The sequence below is a fragment of the Rossellomorea sedimentorum genome, from assembly GCF_046237645.1.
GTDB lineage: Bacteria > Bacillota > Bacilli > Bacillales > Bacillaceae_B > Rossellomorea > Rossellomorea sedimentorum.
Map to the genome: position 1 here is coordinate 360759 of NZ_CP143546.1, position 20244 is coordinate 381002.

At 45.4% G+C, this 20244-nt stretch carries 16 protein-coding genes; 14 read left to right on the forward strand and 2 right to left on the reverse strand.

From position 1 onward, the window contains the following. Positions 1–11: 11 nt before the first annotated feature. From V1502_RS01895 to V1502_RS01940, 10 genes are all read left to right on the forward strand, one after another. Complete coding sequence (locus V1502_RS01895; RefSeq protein WP_409252702.1) at positions 12–1055, forward strand: DUF3048 domain-containing protein; 1044 nt, start codon at positions 12–14, stop codon at positions 1053–1055. Positions 1056–1077: 22 nt separating this feature from the next. Then, positions 1078–1383, forward strand: a complete 306-nt coding sequence (locus tag V1502_RS01900) for a YerC/YecD family TrpR-related protein (RefSeq protein WP_409252703.1) — start codon at positions 1078–1080, stop codon at positions 1381–1383. Positions 1384–1698: 315 nt separating this feature from the next. Further along, complete coding sequence (locus V1502_RS01905; protein ID WP_409252704.1) at positions 1699–2382, forward strand: heptaprenylglyceryl phosphate synthase; 684 nt, start codon at positions 1699–1701, stop codon at positions 2380–2382. Positions 2383–2587: 205 nt separating this feature from the next. Then, positions 2588–4813, forward strand: coding sequence for a DNA helicase PcrA (pcrA, locus tag V1502_RS01910; RefSeq protein ID WP_409252705.1), 2226 nt, complete (start codon positions 2588–2590; stop codon positions 4811–4813). Positions 4814–4837: 24 nt separating this feature from the next. Further along, positions 4838–6844 (forward strand): NAD-dependent DNA ligase LigA, encoded by a 2007-nt coding sequence (ligA, locus tag V1502_RS01915; RefSeq protein ID WP_409252706.1) that lies wholly within the window; start codon positions 4838–4840, stop codon positions 6842–6844. Positions 6845–6859: 15 nt separating this feature from the next. Continuing rightward, on the forward strand, positions 6860–8014 hold the full coding sequence (locus V1502_RS01920) for a CamS family sex pheromone protein (protein ID WP_409252707.1): 1155 nt from the start codon (positions 6860–6862) through the stop codon (positions 8012–8014). 790 nt (positions 8015–8804) lie between these two features. Then, on the forward strand, positions 8805–10295 hold the full coding sequence (gene putP / locus V1502_RS01925) for a sodium/proline symporter PutP (protein WP_409252708.1): 1491 nt from the start codon (positions 8805–8807) through the stop codon (positions 10293–10295). Positions 10296–10447: 152 nt separating this feature from the next. Further along, complete coding sequence (locus V1502_RS01930) at positions 10448–10726, forward strand: hypothetical protein (RefSeq protein ID WP_409252709.1); 279 nt, start codon at positions 10448–10450, stop codon at positions 10724–10726. 152 nt (positions 10727–10878) lie between these two features. Continuing rightward, positions 10879–11778, forward strand: coding sequence for a GDSL-type esterase/lipase family protein (locus tag V1502_RS01935; RefSeq protein ID WP_409252710.1), 900 nt, complete (start codon positions 10879–10881; stop codon positions 11776–11778). Positions 11779–11830: 52 nt separating this feature from the next. Next, on the forward strand, positions 11831–12280 hold the full coding sequence (locus V1502_RS01940; RefSeq protein ID WP_409252711.1) for a YueI family protein: 450 nt from the start codon (positions 11831–11833) through the stop codon (positions 12278–12280). Between the two features lie 109 nt (positions 12281–12389). Here V1502_RS01940 and V1502_RS01945 read toward each other — a convergent pair whose 3' ends face one another. Together V1502_RS01945 and V1502_RS01950 are read right to left on the reverse strand one after the other, a co-directional pair. After that, positions 12390–13466, reverse strand: a complete 1077-nt coding sequence (locus V1502_RS01945; RefSeq protein WP_409252712.1) for an AbrB family transcriptional regulator — start codon at positions 13464–13466, stop codon at positions 12390–12392. 385 nt (positions 13467–13851) lie between these two features. Next, the gene (locus V1502_RS01950) at positions 13852–14208 is read right to left on the reverse strand and encodes a cupin domain-containing protein (protein WP_409252713.1); all 357 of its coding nucleotides are present in this window, start codon (positions 14206–14208) and stop codon (positions 13852–13854) included. Between the two features lie 329 nt (positions 14209–14537). On the opposite strand from V1502_RS01950, the gene gatC reads away from it, so the two are divergent. From gatC to V1502_RS01970, 4 genes are all read left to right on the forward strand, one after another. Continuing rightward, on the forward strand, positions 14538–14828 hold the full coding sequence (gatC, locus tag V1502_RS01955) for an Asp-tRNA(Asn)/Glu-tRNA(Gln) amidotransferase subunit GatC (protein WP_409252714.1): 291 nt from the start codon (positions 14538–14540) through the stop codon (positions 14826–14828). A 12-nt stretch (positions 14829–14840) separates the two neighbouring features. After that, positions 14841–16301, forward strand: coding sequence for an Asp-tRNA(Asn)/Glu-tRNA(Gln) amidotransferase subunit GatA (gatA, locus tag V1502_RS01960; RefSeq protein ID WP_409252715.1), 1461 nt, complete (start codon positions 14841–14843; stop codon positions 16299–16301). Between the two features lie 12 nt (positions 16302–16313). Next, positions 16314–17744 carry an Asp-tRNA(Asn)/Glu-tRNA(Gln) amidotransferase subunit GatB gene (gene gatB / locus V1502_RS01965; protein WP_409252716.1) on the forward strand — a complete coding sequence of 477 codons (1431 nt, stop codon included), beginning with the start codon at positions 16314–16316 and terminating at the stop codon, positions 17742–17744. Between the two features lie 664 nt (positions 17745–18408). Next, entirely contained in the window at positions 18409–20070 is a 1662-nt protein-coding gene (locus V1502_RS01970) for a M4 family metallopeptidase (RefSeq protein ID WP_409252717.1), read from the forward strand. Positions 20071–20244 lie beyond the last annotated feature (174 nt).

The following is a 20244-nucleotide window of genomic DNA, read 5'->3' on the forward strand; positions in this document are numbered from 1 at the left end:
GTAATGTTTAGATGTGGAAAAAAACTGCGATAGCGGCCATGACCGCTTTACTGCTGACAGCATGCAGTTCTGATAACGAAGCAACTGAAACTAATGATAACACGGCAGAAAATAATACGGAACAAAGCGATGCTGCCAAGCAGGATACAAATGAAGAAGCGGCGGAATCGCCTTATCAATTTCCGCTGACCGGGATTGGCACAGAAGAAGAAGCTGATCAGAGGGCGGTGGCGGTGGTTGTCAACAACCACCCTAAAGCACGCCCGCAGTCAGGACTTGATAAAGCGGATATTGTCTATGAGGTGCTGGCCGAAGGGAATGTGACACGGTTTATCGCCTTGTTCCAAAGTGAACAGCCTGAGAAAGTGGGACCGGTCAGAAGTGCGCGTGACTATTTCATTGAATTAGGACAAGGATACGACAGTTTTTTCGTAGCTCACGGATACAGTCCGGAGGCCAAGCGGTTGCTGACAGGAGGGACTGTCGACAATATCAATGGCATGGAGTATGACGGATCCTTATTCCAGCGGGCGGATTTCCGTGTGGCGCCTCATAATTCCTATATCTCATTTGAGAATATCAAAAGAGGGGCCGAGAAGGTCGGTGCTGAAATGGATATCCCTCCGGCACCGCTGGACTTTGTAAAATCTGAAGAAGTATCTGGGGAAGACGCAGCTTCAGTTGAAGTGTCTTACTACGATCATCCTTCCTTTTCCCCGGTATATGAGTATAATCAGGGAACAGAGAAATACAGCAGAATATCTGCAGGAGAACCTTTGACAGATTATGATACAGATGAGCCGGTCCTATTGGATAACATCTTTATTGTGGAAGCAAAGCATGAAGTTGTCGATGACGCAGGACGCAGGGAAATTGACCTTGCATCTGGAGGGAATGCCTACCTGCTTCAGCACGGCAAATTGTTAAAAGTACAATGGGAAAACAAAGACGGAAGAATTGTGCCGGCCGGGGATGCCCGTTTCGTCCCGGGAAAAACATGGATCAATATCATACCTGAAAATCCAGGGTTAGCAGAATCCGTTACAATACAATAATTGAATAGAAGGAGAAATGATCATGCAAATCAATAAAATTAAAGGTAAAGAATTGGACCAGCTTTTCAATGCGATTTTGTCCCTGCAAGATATCGATGAGTGCTATCGTTTCTTTGATGACCTTGCGACGATCAACGAAATTCAGTCACTGGCACAGCGTCTGGAAGTTGCAAGAATGCTTGAAGAAGGTAAAACATACCATAAAATCGAAGCGGAAACCGGTGCCAGCACAGCAACGATTTCCCGTGTGAAACGCTGCCTCAACTATGGAAACGACGCCTACCAAATGGTATTGGACCGCGTAGGGGATAGAAAAGAAGAAGAATAATATATTGTACCGCCGAGAGTCATTAGTGCGGTGAAATCAGAAGGACTGCCACAAGCGACACAGCTCAGGCAGTCCTTCTTTTGTTGTGTCACTTTACCGCGTTACCACACTAAGAGGGACAGTCCCTCTTAGTGTGGTAACGTATTAACGCGGCAAAAGGGACAGTCCCTTTCAGCGCTTTAAAGTGTTGAAGGGACGCTTCGCTGCTTATAATTGGAAACAGAAACCACTTCCACCCTTCACGGCTCCCTCGTTAATTGGCGGCAGGAATGGTATAATGTTTTAATGGAATTGAAAGAATTGGAGGATGTAAGGATGTACGATGTCAGAGAGTGGCACCATGTATTTAAGCTCGATCCTGCCAAGGAGATCAGCGATGATGACTTGGAGAAAATCTGTGAATCCGGGACGGATGCGGTGATCATAGGAGGGACCGATAATGTCACCCTGGAAGGTGTCCTCGATTTGATGGCCAGAGTCAGAAGGTATACTGTGCCGTGCGCTCTTGAGGTCAGCAATATGGAATCTCTTACGCCGGGTTTTGATTTTTATTTTATCCCGACCGTCTTGAACAGTGACGATCCGATGTGGCTGAAAGGCCTTCATCACCAGGCGGTAAAAGAGTACGGGGAGATTATGGACTGGGATGAAATTTTGGTGGAAGGCTACTGCATACTGAACAGTGAATGCAAAGCGGCGGAATTGACGGGAGCCAAGACAGATCTGACAAAAGAAGATGTAGCTGCTTACGCGATGATGGCCGAAAAGATGTTTCACCTTCCCATCTTCTATTTGGAATACAGCGGCACATACGGGGATATTGAATATGTCCGCGAAACAGCGCGGGTGCTGGAAAACTCCACGCTCTTCTATGGCGGGGGCATCAAAACGCCCGAACAGGCAAAAGAAATGGCAGAATATGCAGACGTCATCGTCGTCGGGAATATCCTGTATGATGACCTCAGCGCGGCTTTAAAAACTGTTGAGGCAGTGAAATGAAGTAATATAAATATATATTTATGTCCTTGCACAAGGATATTTAACAAGGAATTTTTCTCGTGTTTATTGTTTTACTAAAGTCAAATGTTGATTGGAGCGGAGTAGTGCACCCTGGAGCGGAAATCCTCAGTAGTAAATCCCTTCATATACAAAGCAAATGTTGATATAATAAGAACAAATGTTCGTTATGGTGGTGGAAAATAAAATGCAATTTTTAACAGATCGATTATTAAATGGAATGAATCCGCAGCAGGCGGAGGCGGTGAAAGCAACAGAAGGCCCGCTCTTAATTATGGCAGGTGCAGGTTCGGGGAAGACCCGTGTGCTGACACACCGTATCGCCTATCTCATGGTTGAAAAGGGAGTCAATCCTTACAACATTCTGGCGATTACTTTTACAAATAAAGCAGCAAGGGAAATGAAAGACAGGATCGGAAACATCCTGGGGGGAGTAGCAGAGGAAATTTGGATTTCCACTTTTCACTCGATGTGTGTCCGGATTTTAAGACGTGACATCGACCGCATCGGTTTCAATCGAAACTTCACAATCCTTGACTCCACGGACCAGTTATCCGTCATCAAGTCAATCCTGAAAGACAAAAACATCGACCCGAAGAAATTTGATCCAAGATCCGTTCTGGGATCCATTTCATCAGCTAAAAATGAATTGAAAACGGCTGAAGAGTTTTCTAAAGACGCCGGAAGCTATTTTGATAATGTCGTCTCCGATGTGTATGAAGAATATCAGAAGCGTCTTCGCAAAAACCAGGCCCTCGACTTTGATGACCTAATCATGACGACGATTCAATTATTCCAGCGTGTGCCTGAAGTACTTGAATTTTATCAAAGAAAATTTCAGTACATCCACGTGGATGAGTATCAGGATACGAATAGAGCGCAGTATATGCTTGTGAAAATGATGGCATCCCGCTTTCAGAACCTTTGTGTCGTCGGGGACTCCGACCAGTCGATTTACCGCTGGCGCGGAGCGGATATCGCGAATATCCTGTCTTTTGAAAAAGATTATCCGAGAGCCAATGTCATTTTACTAGAGCAGAACTACCGCTCGACCAAAACAATCCTGCATGCGGCCAATGATGTCATCCAGAAGAACTCCAACCGTAAGCCGAAGAACCTCTGGACGGAAAATACCCAGGGTGAGAAGATCACCTATTACAGAGGAGACAGCGAGCAGTCGGAAGCGCAGTTTGTTGCCGGAAAAATCAAAGAAATGACGGATAGCGGCAAGCGGAAATTCTCCGATTTCGCCATCCTTTACCGTACAAATGCTCAGTCCCGTGTAATGGAGGAAATCCTTCTAAAATCCAATATTGAATACAGCATCGTAGGAGGCGTCAAGTTCTACGACCGTAAAGAGATCAAGGATATCCTGGCCTACTTAAGGTTGATCGCAAACCCTGATGATGATATAAGCTTGCGCCGTGTCATCAACGTACCAAAACGGGGCATCGGTTCGACTTCTTTAGATAAAATCGCGAATTACGCAGCCATGAATGACCTGTCCATGATGCAGGCCTTGGAGGAAGCTGATTTTATCGGCTTGAGTCCGAAAATCACAAAATCGGTCATTGAATTCAAGGATCTTGTGAAAGGTTATACCCAGATGCAGGAATACCTTTCTGTCACAGAGCTGGTAGAAGAAATTCTTGAAAAATCCGGCTATAGGGAAATGCTGAAAGCGGAAAAATCGATTGAAGCACAAAGCAGGCTCGAAAACATCGACGAGTTCTTATCTGTTACAAAGAGCTTTGAAGACAGCAATGACGATAAATCACTGGTCGCATTCCTTACCGATCTTGCGCTGGTTGCCGATATCGATAAGCTTGACGATGATGAACAGCCGCAGGATGCCGTTATCTTAATGACGCTGCATGCTGCGAAAGGACTGGAATTCCCTGTCGTCTTCCTGATGGGGCTTGAGGAAGGCGTCTTCCCGCACAGCCGGTCACTTATGGATGAAGAAGAGATGGAGGAAGAACGCCGTCTCGCTTATGTGGGCATCACGAGGGCGGAAGAGGAGTTATTCCTGACGAATGCTCAAATGAGAACATTATTCGGACAGACGAAAATGAATCCTGTCTCCAGGTTCATTGCAGAAATTCCGGAGGATCTCATTGATAACTTCGAACCTGAAAAGAGAAGCCCGTTTTCCACAGGCGGGGCAGCCGCTGCTTCAAGGACACAGCAGCCGGCGAGAAGGAAACCTGTTTCCCGCCCTGTACCAACGACAACCGGCGGAGAAGGGATCTCTTGGCAGGTCGGTGACAGAGCGGCACATAAAAAATGGGGTACCGGCACGGTTGTCAGCGTTAAAGGCAGCGGTGACGGGATGGAACTTGATATCGCGTTCCCTAGCCCGACAGGCATCAAGCGCTTATTAGCAAAGTTTGCTCCTGTCGAAAAAGTTTAATATGTAAGAGAAAGGGCTGTTATAGTGGATATCAAAAGCGCAGAACAAAAAGTTGCTGAACTTCATAATCTTTTAAATCAATATAATTATGAATATCATGTGCTGGACAAGCCGTCGGTGCCCGATGCCGAGTATGACCGTGTCATGAATGAGCTGATCGCCATCGAAACAGAGTTCCCTGAACTGAGAACAGCCGACTCACCGACACAGAGGGTGGGCGGCAATACGCTTGAAGCTTTTGAAAAAGTTCAGCACAGAACGCAGATGCTCAGTCTTGGCAATGCTTTTAACGAAGATGACCTGAGGGACTTTGACCGTAAAGTCCGTCAGGCGGCTGGAGAGGACTATTCCTACGTATGTGAACTGAAAATTGACGGGCTCGCGGTCTCCCTCCGCTATGAAGACGGCCTTTTCCGCCAGGGGGCGACAAGGGGAGACGGAACGATCGGTGAGGATATCACCGCAAACCTGAAAACCATTAAGTCGATCCCGCTCCGTATCCCTGAACCTCTCACAATGGAGGTAAGAGGCGAAGCGTTCATGCCTAAAAGCTCGTTCGAGGCCCTGAATAAGGCGAAGGAAGAAAAGGAAGAAGAGCCGTTCGCGAATCCGCGTAATGCGGCAGCCGGATCTTTACGGCAGCTCGACCCTCGGATTGCCGCTTCCCGGAACCTCGATATTTACTTGTATTCCATTGCCGATGTCGGCGAAACAGGTGTGGTCTCGCATAGTGAAGGACTTGATCTTTTAGATAACCTTGGCTTTAAAACCAATCGAGAGAGGAAAAAGTGCAGCAATATCGATGAAGTCATCCAATACGTGGAAGGATGGGTCGAGAAGCGTCCAAATCTTCCGTATGACATCGATGGCATCGTCATCAAGGTCGATTCCCTTCAACTGCAGCAGGAGCTTGGTACCACCGCGAAGAGTCCGAGATGGGCGATTGCTTATAAATTTCCGGCTGAAGAAGTTGTTACCCGTCTAAAGGACATCGAACTGAGTGTCGGCCGGACGGGTGTTGTGACACCGACCGCCATTCTTGAGCCGGTCAGAGTTGCTGGGACGACTGTACAGCGCGCTTCCCTGCATAATGAAGACCTGATCAGGGAAAAGGACATCAAAATCGGTGATTACGTTGTTGTCAAAAAGGCAGGGGACATCATACCGGAAGTCGTGAACGTCCTGGAAGAGCGACGTACCGGTGATGAGCAGGATTTCCGCATGCCGGAAAACTGTCCTGAGTGTGGAAGCAGACTGGTGAGGCTTGAAGGAGAGGTTGCCCTCCGCTGTATCAACCCTAAGTGTCCGGCGCAGATCAGGGAAGGCTTGATCCACTTCGTCTCCAGGAATGCGATGAATATTGACGGTCTTGGCGAAAAAGTGATCAGCCAGCTGTTTATAGAAGGGTTGATTGTGGACGTAGCCGATATCTACCGCCTCGAAAGGGAGCAGCTCTTACAGCTGGAAAGAATGGGCGAGAAATCGGTGGATAACCTCCTGAACGCTATCGAAGCATCGAAGTCAAACTCCCTAGAACGCTTATTATTCGGCTTGGGGATCCGCCATGTCGGAGCTAAAGCAGCCAAAACCCTTGCCCAGGAATTCGAGAACATCGATAACCTTAGCAACGCATCAAAAGATCAGCTGACGGCCATTAATGAAATTGGCGACAAGATGGCAGATGCGGTGGTCGCATACTTTGAAAAAGAAGAAGTGATGGAACTGATCCTCGAACTTAAAGAGGCAGGGGTCAACACGGAATACAATGGTCCTAAACCTGTGAAAGCGGAAGAGGTCGATTCTTATTTTGCCGGCAAGACGGTTGTCCTTACTGGGAAACTTGAACAACTCGGCCGAAATGAAGCTAAGCAGAAAATCGAGGAACTTGGCGGTAAAGTGACCGGATCTGTCAGTAAGAAAACGGATCTTTTGATTGCCGGGGAAGATGCCGGTTCAAAACTGTCCAAGGCGCAGGAACTGCAAATAGAGATATGGGACGAAGAGAAGCTGATTGAAGAACTTAACCGTTAAAGGTGGAGGAATCAGATGAAGAAATGGTTGGCGGCAGGGGCAGCGGCTCTGATGCTGAGCGGCTGTGCCCCCGCTTTTGAAAAACAGGAACAAGTGGTAGAAGAAGATGAAAATCAGCAAACGGAAAAAGCGATCATTCCTAATTACCAGATTTCAAATGAGTACTATAAAACATTGCTGCCATATGAATCGACGGATACGCGAGGGATGGTCGTCAATAACCTGCAATCCCGTTATGACATAGAGGTATTTGAATCAGGATTGGCCAGAATCGCAAAAAATGCTTATTCAACTGACCAATACCTGTTTAAAGAAGGCCAAATTCTCGATAAAGAAACGATTCAATCCTGGCTGAACAGAAAATTCACGAGTGAGCAATTAAAAGAAAAAGGGTTAACGGAAGATCAAAATGTCGGCCTTAACCCTGTTGAAAACACACCTGGTGAAGAAAAGGATACGCCTATCTACCTTGCCCATATGATCGAGCATAACTATTTGGAAAAGGTGGAAGGCAACAAGATCCAGCTTGCTGGTGTGGCTGTAGGTTTGGCGCTTAATTCTGTTTCCTATTATCAGGATCAGAAAACCGGTGAAACCAGGAGGACCGATATAAGTCATGAAGAAGTACGGCAGAAAGGGACACAACTTGCCCAGAAAGTGATCAGCAGGCTTAGGGAAAGACCAGAGCTTGAAGGTATCCCGATCACCATTGCCCTCTATGAACAATCGAGCAAGGACTCTGTCACCCCGGGAAATTATTTTGCCTACGCCACAGTCGATGCGGGAAGTGCCTCGATCAGTGATTGGGAGAATTTAAACGAAGAACATTACTTCTTTCCATCTGAACAGGCTGAAAAAGCTCACCCTGAAGATATGAACGTTTTTAATAAATTTAGAGAAAAAATTGAAAACTACTTTCCGAATTATGTCGGCGTAGTCGGCTATGCTTTTTACAAAGACGACCAAATCGAAAGCTTGGATATCGACATCCCGATTCAATTCAACGGCAAAGCGGAAACAATCGGTTTCACGCAGTATACAGCTGAGCTTGCTGCTGAATTGTTCCCCAAAGAAATGGATGTGGAGATCGAAATCACTTCGGCGGATGGAGTAGAATCGTTAATCGTTCTGAACCAGCAAAGTGAACCCTTTGTGCACATTTATGAATGATTTTGAAAGACCGGCCTGTTTTTGGGTTGGTCTTTTTTGTGGTTTGAAAAAGAATAAGCCCGCAGGATCGCTTTAGGGCCAGAGACTAAGTCTCCGCGGGAGATAGTCACCTCCGGGCTCTTGGACAAATACATTCTTTAACACGTTAATGCACTAAGAGGGACTGTCCCTTTTAGCGATTTAACGAGTTAAAGATTTGCTCTTTTGTTCTGGTTGCCGGTATCCCGACGGAAAGCCGGACCAAAAATTTTCTGAGAGGGAAATGCATAAATTTTGCGGGGTGGGGCAAAATATTTTCGTCAATACCCGCTAAAAAACAGGGTGGAAACAATGCCGGAAGCTGGTTGCAAAAGTAAAAAGATAGTTGATTAAAAGTCATTCAATAGTCACTTTGAAGGAGAGAGGTCAGCCTTTTTGCCTGGTTTGCAATAGGTATATTTGAACAATTTATGAATTTAATTTTATAAATTTTTCTGAATATATATGATAAGGGAAGCGCTTTCATATATTTATTTATGCATTTATAGTGCATAAATAACCAGTTATAAAATTATATTCTGAAAATTCCTAATGATAGCCGATTTGTTTTATGTTACGATTGTTAATGTTGTAAAGTTATCCAGGCCGGCGAACTTGTTCAAGACCTTCAGCCGAAGGAATCTCTATGAATAAGTTTACAAGTGAGATGCATAGGGTAAATAAGAGCGTCAAAGTGCAAAAAGCAGCAAATCATCTTAGAATTTCAATAACAAAAAACATTAAAAATTTGGAAGGAGAATGTAGACAAAACATGGAAACAGCTACTTTAGTTACATTTATTGTGTATTTAGTTGGTATGTTAGCAATTGGTATTATTTCGTACAGATTAACTAGTAATTTATCTGATTATGTCCTGGGAGGACGCAGTTTAGGGCCGGGAGTCGCTGCACTAAGTGCCGGAGCTTCCGATATGAGTTCATGGCTCTTATTAGGTTTGCCGGGGTATGCCTATTCTGCAGGTCTTGGATCAATCTGGCTGGCACTTGGGTTAGTAGTAGGTGCCTACTTAAACTGGAGGTTCGTTGCTTCCCGCTTACGCTCTTATACAGAAGTAGCAAATGATTCGATCACTGTACCAGATTTCTTTGAAAATCGTTTTAAAGACAAGTCACGCATCCTTCGTGTGGTTTCTGCATTAGTTATTTTAATCTTCTTTACGTTCTATACTTCATCTGGGCTTGTAGGTGGAGCGGTACTCTTCCAGGAATCATTTGACATGAGTTACAATACTGCACTTCTAATCGGTGCAATTGTCATCATTTCTTACACTTTCCTTGGAGGATTCCTTGCGGTCAGCTGGACGGACTTCATCCAGGGTATCCTGATGTTCCTTGCCTTGATCGTTGCTCCAATCGTAGCGATCACGGAAGTAGGCGGCTGGGGAAATACTGTGGATCAGGTGAATACAATCAATCCTGATTACATGAGTGCGTTTGCCGGAATGACAGGCATTGGTATCATTTCACTGGCAGCTTGGGGACTTGGCTACTTTGGACAGCCTCACATCATCACTCGTTTTATGGCTTTAAAATCTACTAAAGATGTACCGAAAGCACGCTGGATCGGTATGACGTGGATGATCCTTGCTATGGTGGGGGCAGTATTGGTAGGTCTTGCAGGTATTGCCTACTTCGCTGATGCGCCATTGATCACAGATGCAGCTGATAATTCTGAAAAAGTATTCATCTTATTCACTGACGTACTATTCAACCCATGGGTGTCTGGTATTCTATTAGCGGCGATCCTTTCAGCTATCATGAGTACAATCGATTCCCAGCTTCTTGTTTCTTCGAGTGCGCTTGCAGAGGATTTCTACAAAGCGATCATCCGCAAGAATGCTTCTGACAAAGAATTGGTATGGGTTGGACGCCTGGGAGTAATCCTTATCGCATTAGTCGCTGTTCTGCTTGCATTCCAAGCCAATCCTGCGAACGAAAATGCGTCCAGCATCCTCGACCTTGTAAGTTATGCGTGGGCAGGATTTGGAGCAGCATTCGGTCCGGTCATCTTGTTGGCCCTGTTCTGGAAAGGCATGACCCGCAACGGTGCTCTTGCAGGTATGGTTGTCGGAGCCTTGACAGTCGTTATCTGGCCGGAACTTGGAACAGATCTTTATGAAATCGTACCAGGTTTCATCCTTGCGACTATTGCCATCTTGATCTTCTCTAAGGTTGGCCCGCAGCCAAGCGAAGAAATTCAATCTGAATTTGATACAGCAGTAGCAAACGACGTAACAAAATAATCAATCTTTAAAACCGTCCATCATTCAGTGATGGGCGGTTTTTTTATTGGTGTCTAGATTTGAGTTTACCCCCAGGCCTTTATGGAGAAATGTTTTAACCATCAGAACCCGGGTATTAATTTACTAAAGCACAAAACTAGGAGGAATGGACAATGAAAAAACGAAATTTATTAGCAGCAGTTCCAATGGCAGCCGGCCTTTTCCTGGCGGGGTGTTCTGATGATGGGGCTTCTGACAACTTTGAAGAAGTAGAACAGGAAACGGAACAAGGCATAAATGAAGCCGAAGAAGAAGTAAACGATCTTGAGCGAGAAGCTGAAGATGCAGGTGAAGAAATCGAGGATGCGGCTCAATCAACAGAAGAGGCTGTAGAGGAAGAAGCGAACGAAGCGATCGATGAAGCTGAAGAGGAATTGAACGAGCAAGAATAACGCATTGTTATAAGAGAACCAGGCGTCTGCCCCATGCAGGCGCTTTTTTATGCGTTTACACGTATTAAAGGGGTAAGCACAAGCCGATACTGCTACTGTCGAATGATGGCTTCCATGGTCAAATTCAATTTACTAAAAAGGACGGTATCAGCATGAAATTGGTGTTCATATTCCTGAGTACTGCTATGATGGTGACGCTTGCTGTATTCAGCCTTTTTCCTACTTCTATAAGTTCTCCGGCACCCTCCCAAAAAGAGGATGTCCTGGTTGATGAGACCGCCGTTTTTTCAGAGGTCGTTGAAAGGAGATCAGTTGAAGATGACAACACATACTACTTGGAAAAAGTAGCTTTCGATTATATGATGCCTGATATTGAAATTAAGCCTAGCGGAATCAGTCATGACAGCTTTGCGATTGTCGGAATCGGGGATTCTCTTACGCTTGGGACGGGAAGTGAAGAGGCTAAAGGCTACTTAGACCAAATAAAAATGTTTTATGAGAGAAAAAATGAAGAGGTCGTTTTGGTCAACCATGGGGTGTACGGAGCTCAAGCCCGCCATTTAATCAAAATGCTGGAAGATCCTAATCTGCAAAGCGACATCAAACAGGCGGATGTCCTGTTCATGACTCTTGGAGGCAATGACTTGGTGTCGATATTTAACCACAATTTCCTGGACCTGACGATAGGTGATTTTACCAAGGGGGAAGAGAACTTCAAGTCGGACCTCCGAAAAATTATGTCAGCCATCCGTCTCCTGAATGAGGATGTCCCTGTATATTTTGTCGGTATTTTCAATCCGGTTTTTGAATCCTTGTCAGAGGTGAAAGAGTTTGATGAAATCATTAGTTCCTGGAATATAGCGACGAAAAATTTATTGGAGATGTATTCTAACACAACGTTCATTTCCATCCAGCACTTGTTTGAAGAGGATACAAGCCGATATTTATCGGAAGACCTTTTTCATCCCAATGACGAAGGGTATAAGAGGATTGGTGAGGAGGTTATCTCCAGAACGGAAGAATTACTTATGGTACAGAGAAACCCCTTGTAATTGCATTTTTTACCCCTCTGACATATAGTGTAGGGAACTCAAGAGGAACATTGTGGAGGTGAAGGACGTGGAAAGGCCTGGTGTGGAGGATTATTTGCAGCAGGGAATTTACGGACAGAAGCAGACGAAGCCGGATGAGCGCCGAAAATTTTTGGGTACGATCCGGGAACGAATCGTATTGGCCCTTTTGCAAAAGCAAGTAAGAAAAAAGTCCATCTTGCCACAGGTGGAAATATTAATGAAAGAACACAAGGAAGCTCACCTCTACCTGAATGGAAATATGAGCTATACGTACCTTTCGAAGTATATTAAACTGGCAGAAAAATACAGCATCCACTATACAATGGTAACGAATAAGGAGCACAACACGGATATCGGACTGGTGCTCGCCTACGGGCATGCCATCGATAAAGAAGAAATCTACATTGAAGACAAGCCGGCGATAAAATCTTCCCGGCCAAAAACAAAAAAGAAATCGCTCTTCGCAAAATTGTTCAAATGAAAACAGGACGGTGTGTGTACCGCCCTGTTTTTTTTGTCCATTTCCATTTCTTCCCGACTGCCAGGAGAGAAACAGAGACCGCTTGCCAGCTGAAGCCAACAGTCAAACGTCATGCATCAACTTTTGTAGACTTTGCAGAAAACATCTTCTGCTTGAAAAGCCACTTAAGGATCAGGGGCACCGCAAAAAGGATGAACAGAATCCTGAATAGATGATATCCGGTTATGATGGATAAGTCGGCATGCAGCGCCTGGCCGACAAGTGCCATTTCAGCCATCCCGCCGGGTGCCATGCTTAAAAACGAAGTAATGAACGCGATGTCGTGAGAGGCCATAAGAACAGCCCCCAGTCCAAAGGTAAAGGCGACCAGTAAAGCGGACGTCGCTGCGGTCAGGCCGATAAATTTTGTCAGCGAACCTGAACCTTCATCAAACTTCATCATTCTACTGAAGTAAATTCCCAGGAAAATTTGCGCTGCAATGATAGCGGCGTCCGGCATATGCGGAATCGTTATACCCGTAACAGATAAAATGCCGATCCCGAGAATGGGACCTAACAAAGTTGGCGTCGGAAGCTTCAGCTTAACAGCCAGCATAGCCGAAACCACAGCAATCCCTGAGAGAATAAGAAGAGGCCAGCTCAGATAAAAATCCACTGCTGCCGGCCCGGAGACCGCTCCGTCTTTGCCTCCTTGGAAAATCGGGCTGAAGGCCATGAACGGCACGATGAAAATGACGGATAGCAAACGGACAACCTGAATGATCGTCACGACGGTGACATCAATATCCTCCAGCTCTTCACCCAGAACAACCATCTGTGTCAATCCGCCGGGAATACACCCGGTAATGGTCGATTTCAAATTGACGCCCGTCAGTTTGGTGATCAAAAGGGCAAGTATAGTGCTGAATAACAGAAGGAGAACCGTAAGAAACATCATCCAGGGCAGCTGGTGAAAGATTTCAATCACCGTAGCCTCTGAAAAAGACTGTCCAATCGTATACCCGATAATAATCAGCCCGAGGTTACGGAAAACGGGCGGCCAGTACACTTGAAGGGGTGTCAGTTTCTCAGCAGCATACACGGCAGTCATGGAACCAAGCATCCATGCAAGGGGGACGTGTAACAAGCTGAAAAACAGGCCCCCGCCGGTACCAATCAGAATGGTCCATAAAAATTTGCTATACATTGAATCCCTTCTTTTATATATGTTGTTTTGGTATAGATCGTTGTTATCGGAAAAAATCCAAAGGGCTGGATTTTTCCCACGTGTACAAAGGCTTATCCCACTGACAAAGTGATTAGCTCTTTTCTTTCTTGTTACCAGGATAATTTCTGTGAATTCTGGCCATATCTATTGAAATTAATAATAAATAGCAACAAAGTATTAGAAAGGAGCCTTTATAAACATTACTTTGATAAATACTATTAGAAGCGTTGCGGAATCACCGGATAAACTATACTTGAAATAGAAGCCGTGCGCCTCAAAAGCTCGTTGATGAAATTAAGCTTACCACTAAATAATGGAAAGAAAAAGCCGTCTGCTTAGGGAACTAAACAGAAGGCTTTTTTGGTTATTTTAAGTCTAAAAATCTTTCGGGATCAAATTCTTCTCCTTCAGCCACGATAGCTGTCATGCCGGTGTCAGAGCCGGATTCATGGTTTTCGCCGGTTTCCCAAAAGACAGCTGTTCCCTTTTCAACAGGTACTTTTTCTCCGCCTTCAACCCGAACCCAACCGCTGCAGTCCGTGACGATGAACAACTGCGGACACTTAGCCTCGTGCATTCCGAGAACGCTGCCTCGGCCTAGATACATGCAGCCAATCTGGAAGGGCTTTTCTGATTTAACAAGGGGGTGAATGACAGCATTCTTACTGTCGAACCGGTCAATAACTCTTCCGTCCTGTTGATAATATGTAAAAATTTTCATAATGATCACCTCACTTTGGAATTCGCCAAGACTAAAGCAATTCCTTCTATATTAATGAAGAAACTCAACACCGCCTTATACTTTTGGAGAAAAAAGACCATCATGATAAAATGAGAGATCTCTAAAGTGAGCAGTTGTTAGCTTTAACGCATTAACGCGCTAAGAGGGACAGTCCCTCTTAGCGCGTTAAATGGCTAAAGCAACTGTCCCCTTTGCAAAAAAAGTTGTAAATAACAGCGAAATGGCGGCACTTAGTTGCCATTCCTGCTGAAATTTTGATATTATCAATAGTATTGCTAGTGTTCGAAAATTTGCGGAGGTGAAAGAGAATGTCAAGAATTTCAGAAGATCAAGTTAAGCATGTGGCTCACCTTGCCCGTCTTGCGATAACAGATGAAGAAGCACAAAAGTTCACGACTCAATTAGATGCCATCATCGGCTTTGCAGAGCAGTTGAATGAGCTGGATACAGAAAATATCGACCCGACAACACATGTGTTGGAAATGAAGAATATCATGCGTGAAGATAAGCCTGTAAAGGGATTGCCGCAGGAAGAAGTCTTGAAAAACGCACCAGATCACCAAGATGGACAAGTCCGTGTACCATCTGTTTTAGAATAGGAGGGAAACTCGATGTCATTATTCGACCATAAATTAGCAGAGCTTCATGAGTTAATGCAAAAGAAGGAAGTATCTGTAACAGACCTTGTCGACGAGTCTTACAAAAGAATCGACGCGGTTGAAGGCAAAGTGAAAGCATTTTTGACGCTTGATGAAGAAAATGCTCGTGCAAAAGCAAAAGAATTGGATAACAAAATCGGTACGGACGAGGCAAAAGGTTTGCTGTTCGGAATGCCGATTGGAGTCAAAGACAATATCGTGACTAAAGGACTTCGTACAACATGTGCGAGTAAAATCCTTGAAAATTTTAATCCGGTATATGATGCTACAGTGGTGAACAAGCTTCGTGATGCTGAAACGGTAACCATCGGAAAGTTGAACATGGATGAGTTCGCAATGGGATCTTCCAATGAAAACTCAGGGTTCCAAAAGACAAGCAACCCATGGAATCTGGATACAGTTCCCGGCGGTTCTTCAGGTGGCTCAGCAGCATCTGTTGCAGCGGGGGAAGTCCCGTTTTCTCTTGGATCCGATACAGGTGGATCAATCCGCCAGCCGGCAGCTTTTACAGGAACAGTCGGATTAAAACCTACATATGGACGCGTTTCCCGTTTCGGTCTGGTGGCATTTGCCTCTTCACTTGACCAGATCGGCCCGATCACACGCAATGTTGAAGACAATGCCTACCTTTTACAAGCCATTGCAGGGGTGGATGCAAATGACACGACGTCAGCGGACGTTGAGGTGCCGAACTATGCTTCAGCTTTGACTGGGGATGTAAAAGGCTTAAGAATTGCCGTGCCGAAAGAATACCTTGCTGAAGGTGTCGGCGAGGAAGCACGCCAATCTGTCATGGCAGCATTGAAAGTCCTTGAAAGCATGGGTGCGACTGTCGATGAAGTATCCCTGCCACACTCTAAATATGGTGTTGCTGCATACTACATCCTTGCTTCGTCTGAAGCTTCATCCAACTTGAGCCGTTTTGACGGAATCCGTTACGGTTACCGTACGCCAAACGCTGAGAACCTTCTGGACCTTTACAAGAAGACACGTGCAGAAGGGTTTGGTGATGAGGTGAAACGCCGTATCATGCTTGGAACTTTTGCATTGAGCTCAGGCTACTATGATGCTTATTATAAAAAAGCCCAGCAGGCCCGTACGCTGATTAAAAAAGACTTTGAAGATGTATTCGCAAATTACGATGTGATCATCGGACCGACAACTCCTACTCCGGCCTTTAAAATCGGGGAACAAATTGACGATCCGCTTACAATGTATGCGAATGATATTTTAACCATCCCGGTCAACCTTGCAGGTGTTCCAGGGATCTCTGTTCCATGCGGATTCTCTAAAGAAGGCCTTCCGCTTGGACTGCAAATCATCGGTAAGCACTTTGATGAAAGCACAATTTACCGCGTAGCACATGCATATGAGCAGGCTACAGACTTCCATAAACAAAAACCACAATTGTAAGGGGTGAAATCAATGAATTTTGAAACGATTATCGGACTTGAAGTCCACGTTGAACTAAAAACGGATTCAAAAATGTTCTCTCCAGCTCCGAACCATTTCGGCGCAGAGCCAAACACGAATACAAACGTCATCGACTTAGGATATCCGGGCGTTCTTCCTGTCGTCAACAAACGTGCCATCGATTTCGGAATGAAAGCGGCAATGGCCCTGAACTGTGAAATCGCGACAGATACGAAATTTGACCGCAAAAACTATTTCTATCCGGACAACCCGAAGGCTTACCAAATATCACAGTTTGACAAGCCAATCGGTGAAAACGGCTGGATCGAAATTGAGGTTGACGGTTATAAAAAACGCATCGGTATCACGCGTCTTCACCTTGAAGAAGATGCGGGTAAACTGAACCACTCTGGTGACGGATATTCGCTCGTTGACTTCAACCGCCAAGGCACACCGCTGATTGAAATAGTGTCTGAGCCGGACCTTCGTACACCGGCCGAAGCTTATGCTTACCTTGAAAAATTAAAGTCGATCATCCAATACACAGGTGTTTCCGACTGTAAAATGGAAGAAGGTTCACTTCGCTGTGACGCCAACATTTCCCTGCGCCCGATCGGCCAGGAGAAATTCGGTACGAAAGCAGAGCTGAAGAACTTGAACTCCTTCAACTTCGTGCGCAAAGGCCTTGAGCACGAGCAGATCCGCCAGGAAAAAGTTCTTCTTTCAGGCGGAATCATCGAGCAGGAAACACGCCGTTTTGATGAGGCAACAGGCAAAACCCTCCTTATGCGTGTAAAAGAGGGTTCTGATGATTACCGTTACTTCCCAGAACCGGACCTTGTTCTGCTTCATATCGATGAAGATTGGAAAGAACGTGTCCGCGCGGAAATCCCTGAGCTTCCGGATGCCCGCAAGAAGCGCTATGTAGAAGATATGGGACTTCCTGCGTATGATGCAATGGTATTGACATTGACGAAGGAAATGTCCGATTACTTTGAAGCGACAGTTGCAGCCGGAGCAGACATCAAGCAAGCGTCCAACTGGCTGATGGGTGAAGTGTCTGCTTACATGAACGCAGAGCAAAAAGAGCTTGAAGACCTGCCGATGACACCGGAAGGACTTGCAGGCATGATCAAGCTGATCCAGGACGGCACATTGTCTTCCAAGATGGCGAAAAAAGTCTTCAAAGAGCTAGTTGAAAACGGAGGAGATCCAGCGCAGATCGTTAAGGAAAAAGGACTTGTCCAAATTTCTGACGAAGGCGAACTCCTGAAAATCGTTACAGCAACACTTGATGACAACCCGCAATCCATCGAAGACTTCAAAAACGGTAAAGACCGTGCCCTTGGATTCCTTGTGGGACAAATCATGAAAAAGACCAAAGGCCAAGCCAACCCGCCGATGGTCAACAAACTGCTAGTTGAAGAAATGAACAAACGTTAATATAATTCTCTGATTTGAACCCTGCCGTGCTGATGCCGGCGGGGTTTTTTGCTGTTACCGGAGTTCCGGGCGTGCCAGGCACGACCCGGTATTTGTCGAAGGATAGGAAGGCAGAGGGGGTATAGTACACTTGAAGTCGGTGATAAAACATGGATTACCCACAGCTGTGAATCCGTCCATTATACATACGTTAATCAGTTTCTAATAGGGTGTTTCGCGCGTTATCGCCCAATATAGGTACTACAATCACTTTATAATAGGGTGTTTCTTACGTTAATCACCCAATATAAGAACTGTAATCACTTAATAATAGGGTGTTTCTTACGTAATCACCCATTATAAGAACTGTAATCACTTTATAATAGGGTGTTTCTTACGTAATCACCCAATATAAGAACTGTAATCACTTTATAATAGGGTGTTTCTTACGTAATCACCCAATATAAGAACTATAATCGCTTTATAATAGGGTGTTTTTCTCGAAATCACCCAATATACGCACTGTCATCACCTTATAATAGGGTGTTTTCTCACGGAATCACTATAACCGTACTTCATAGCATGCTTTATCGGTCTATTTACCTATTTAATTGTTTACTAGATTCCGTTATAGTTGTTGAATAGTTTAAATAGTTTGAAAAATCAGAAACGGAGTGATGTATTGATGAATAAAAAAGTACTAGCCTTAGGTTTGACCGCAGGATTGATGATCAGCCCTGCAATTTCTTCACCAGCTTTTGCTGCTCCTGATCTATCGGAGAAAGTGAAGTGGAGCGAGAAAGCAGGCACCCCAGAATTTATTTCCGGTAAGTTGACATCTCCTTCCAACTATAACGCAGAGACCATCGTCTATAACTATCTCAACTCCAAAAAGAAAGAATACAAGTTCACTGGGGAGGCCAGGTCTTCCTTTGTTTTGAAAGAAAAGAAGAAGGACAACCTGGGGTATACATACGTTAAGTTTCAACAGGTGTATAAAGGGACTCCGGTTTACGGTTCAGTGGTGACGGCCCACGTTAATGAAGATGGAGTCTTGACGGCACTGTCGGGTGCTGCGCAGCCGGACCTTGATAAAAAAGTAAAAGGCGTTCAAAAGCTGAGGAAAAATGAAGCGGTGAGCATCGGGGAAAAAGACCTTGTAAGTACAGTCGGGAGTCAGCCGGATTACGAATATGCACCGACCAGTGAAAAGGTTGTCTTCGTAAAAGACGGAAAAGCGAATTATGCTTATCTTGTAAACTATAATTTCCTCGCGCCTGAGCCGGGGAATTGGAGCTACTTTGTTGAAGCAGAAACAGGTGAAATTTTATCCAAGCTCAATGAAATCCATCACGGCAAAGGGAATGGAGGAGGACCTGGCGGCGGGCAGCCTTCTACCGGAACCGACACAGTGGGAACAGGGAAAGGTGTATTAGGCGACACTAAATCGATCAATACATTCCTATCTTCATCCACGTACTATCTGCAGGATAATACGAGAGGAAACGGGGTATTCACTTACGATGCGTCCAACCGCACGCGCCTGCCGGGATCACTGTGGGGCGATTCCGATAATGTCCTGAATGCCTCCTACGACGGAGCTGCGGTAGATGCCCATGCCTATGCGGGACAGACCTATGATTACTTTAAAAATGTCCATAACCGCAACAGCTATGACGGTAATGGTGCGCCCCTGCAATCAACGGTTCACTATGGCCGCAGTTATAACAATGCATTCTGGAACGGCCAGCAAATGGTCTATGGTGATGGAGACGGAACTACGTTCATCCCGCTGTCAGGTGCCTTGGATGTAGTGGCGCATGAATTGACACATGCAGTTACAGATAAAACTGCTGATCTAATCTATCAAAATGAATCAGGAGCCATCAACGAATCGATGTCCGATATCTTCGGAACGTTGGTTGAACACCATGCCAATAATAACCCTGATTGGTTAGTAGGGGAAGACATCTATACCCCTAATGTGAGTGGTGACGGATTAAGATCGATGGCAGATCCGACAGTTGAGGGTGATCCTGACCACTATTCTGTTCGTTACACAGGCACAGGAGATAATGGCGGTGTTCACATCAATAGCGGAATCGGAAACAAGGCAGCCTATCTATTAAGTGAAGGCGGTACACACTATGGTGTGACAGTCAATGGAATCGGCAAAACCAAGATGGGTGCTATCTACTATCGTGCACTGACTCAGTACCTGACTCCTTCTTCAAACTTTAGCCACCTCCGTGCAACGGCAGTCCAATCGGCAACGGACCTGTACGGCACGGGCAGTCCTGAAGTAGCAAGCGTGAACGCGGCATTCGACGCAGTCGGCGTTTACTAAAAAAGTATACCGGGAAGCACCACACTCTGGATGGAGGTGGTGCTTTTTTATGTGGCCAAGCTTGTTCGACAAGTGACAGGCATGCCTCGGTATTTGTCAAAAAGTCGATAGAAAGGAGAAAGTGGTTGATAGACCGCCTTGAGTCGTCGATAGAAGCCCAGAACTAGACGATAG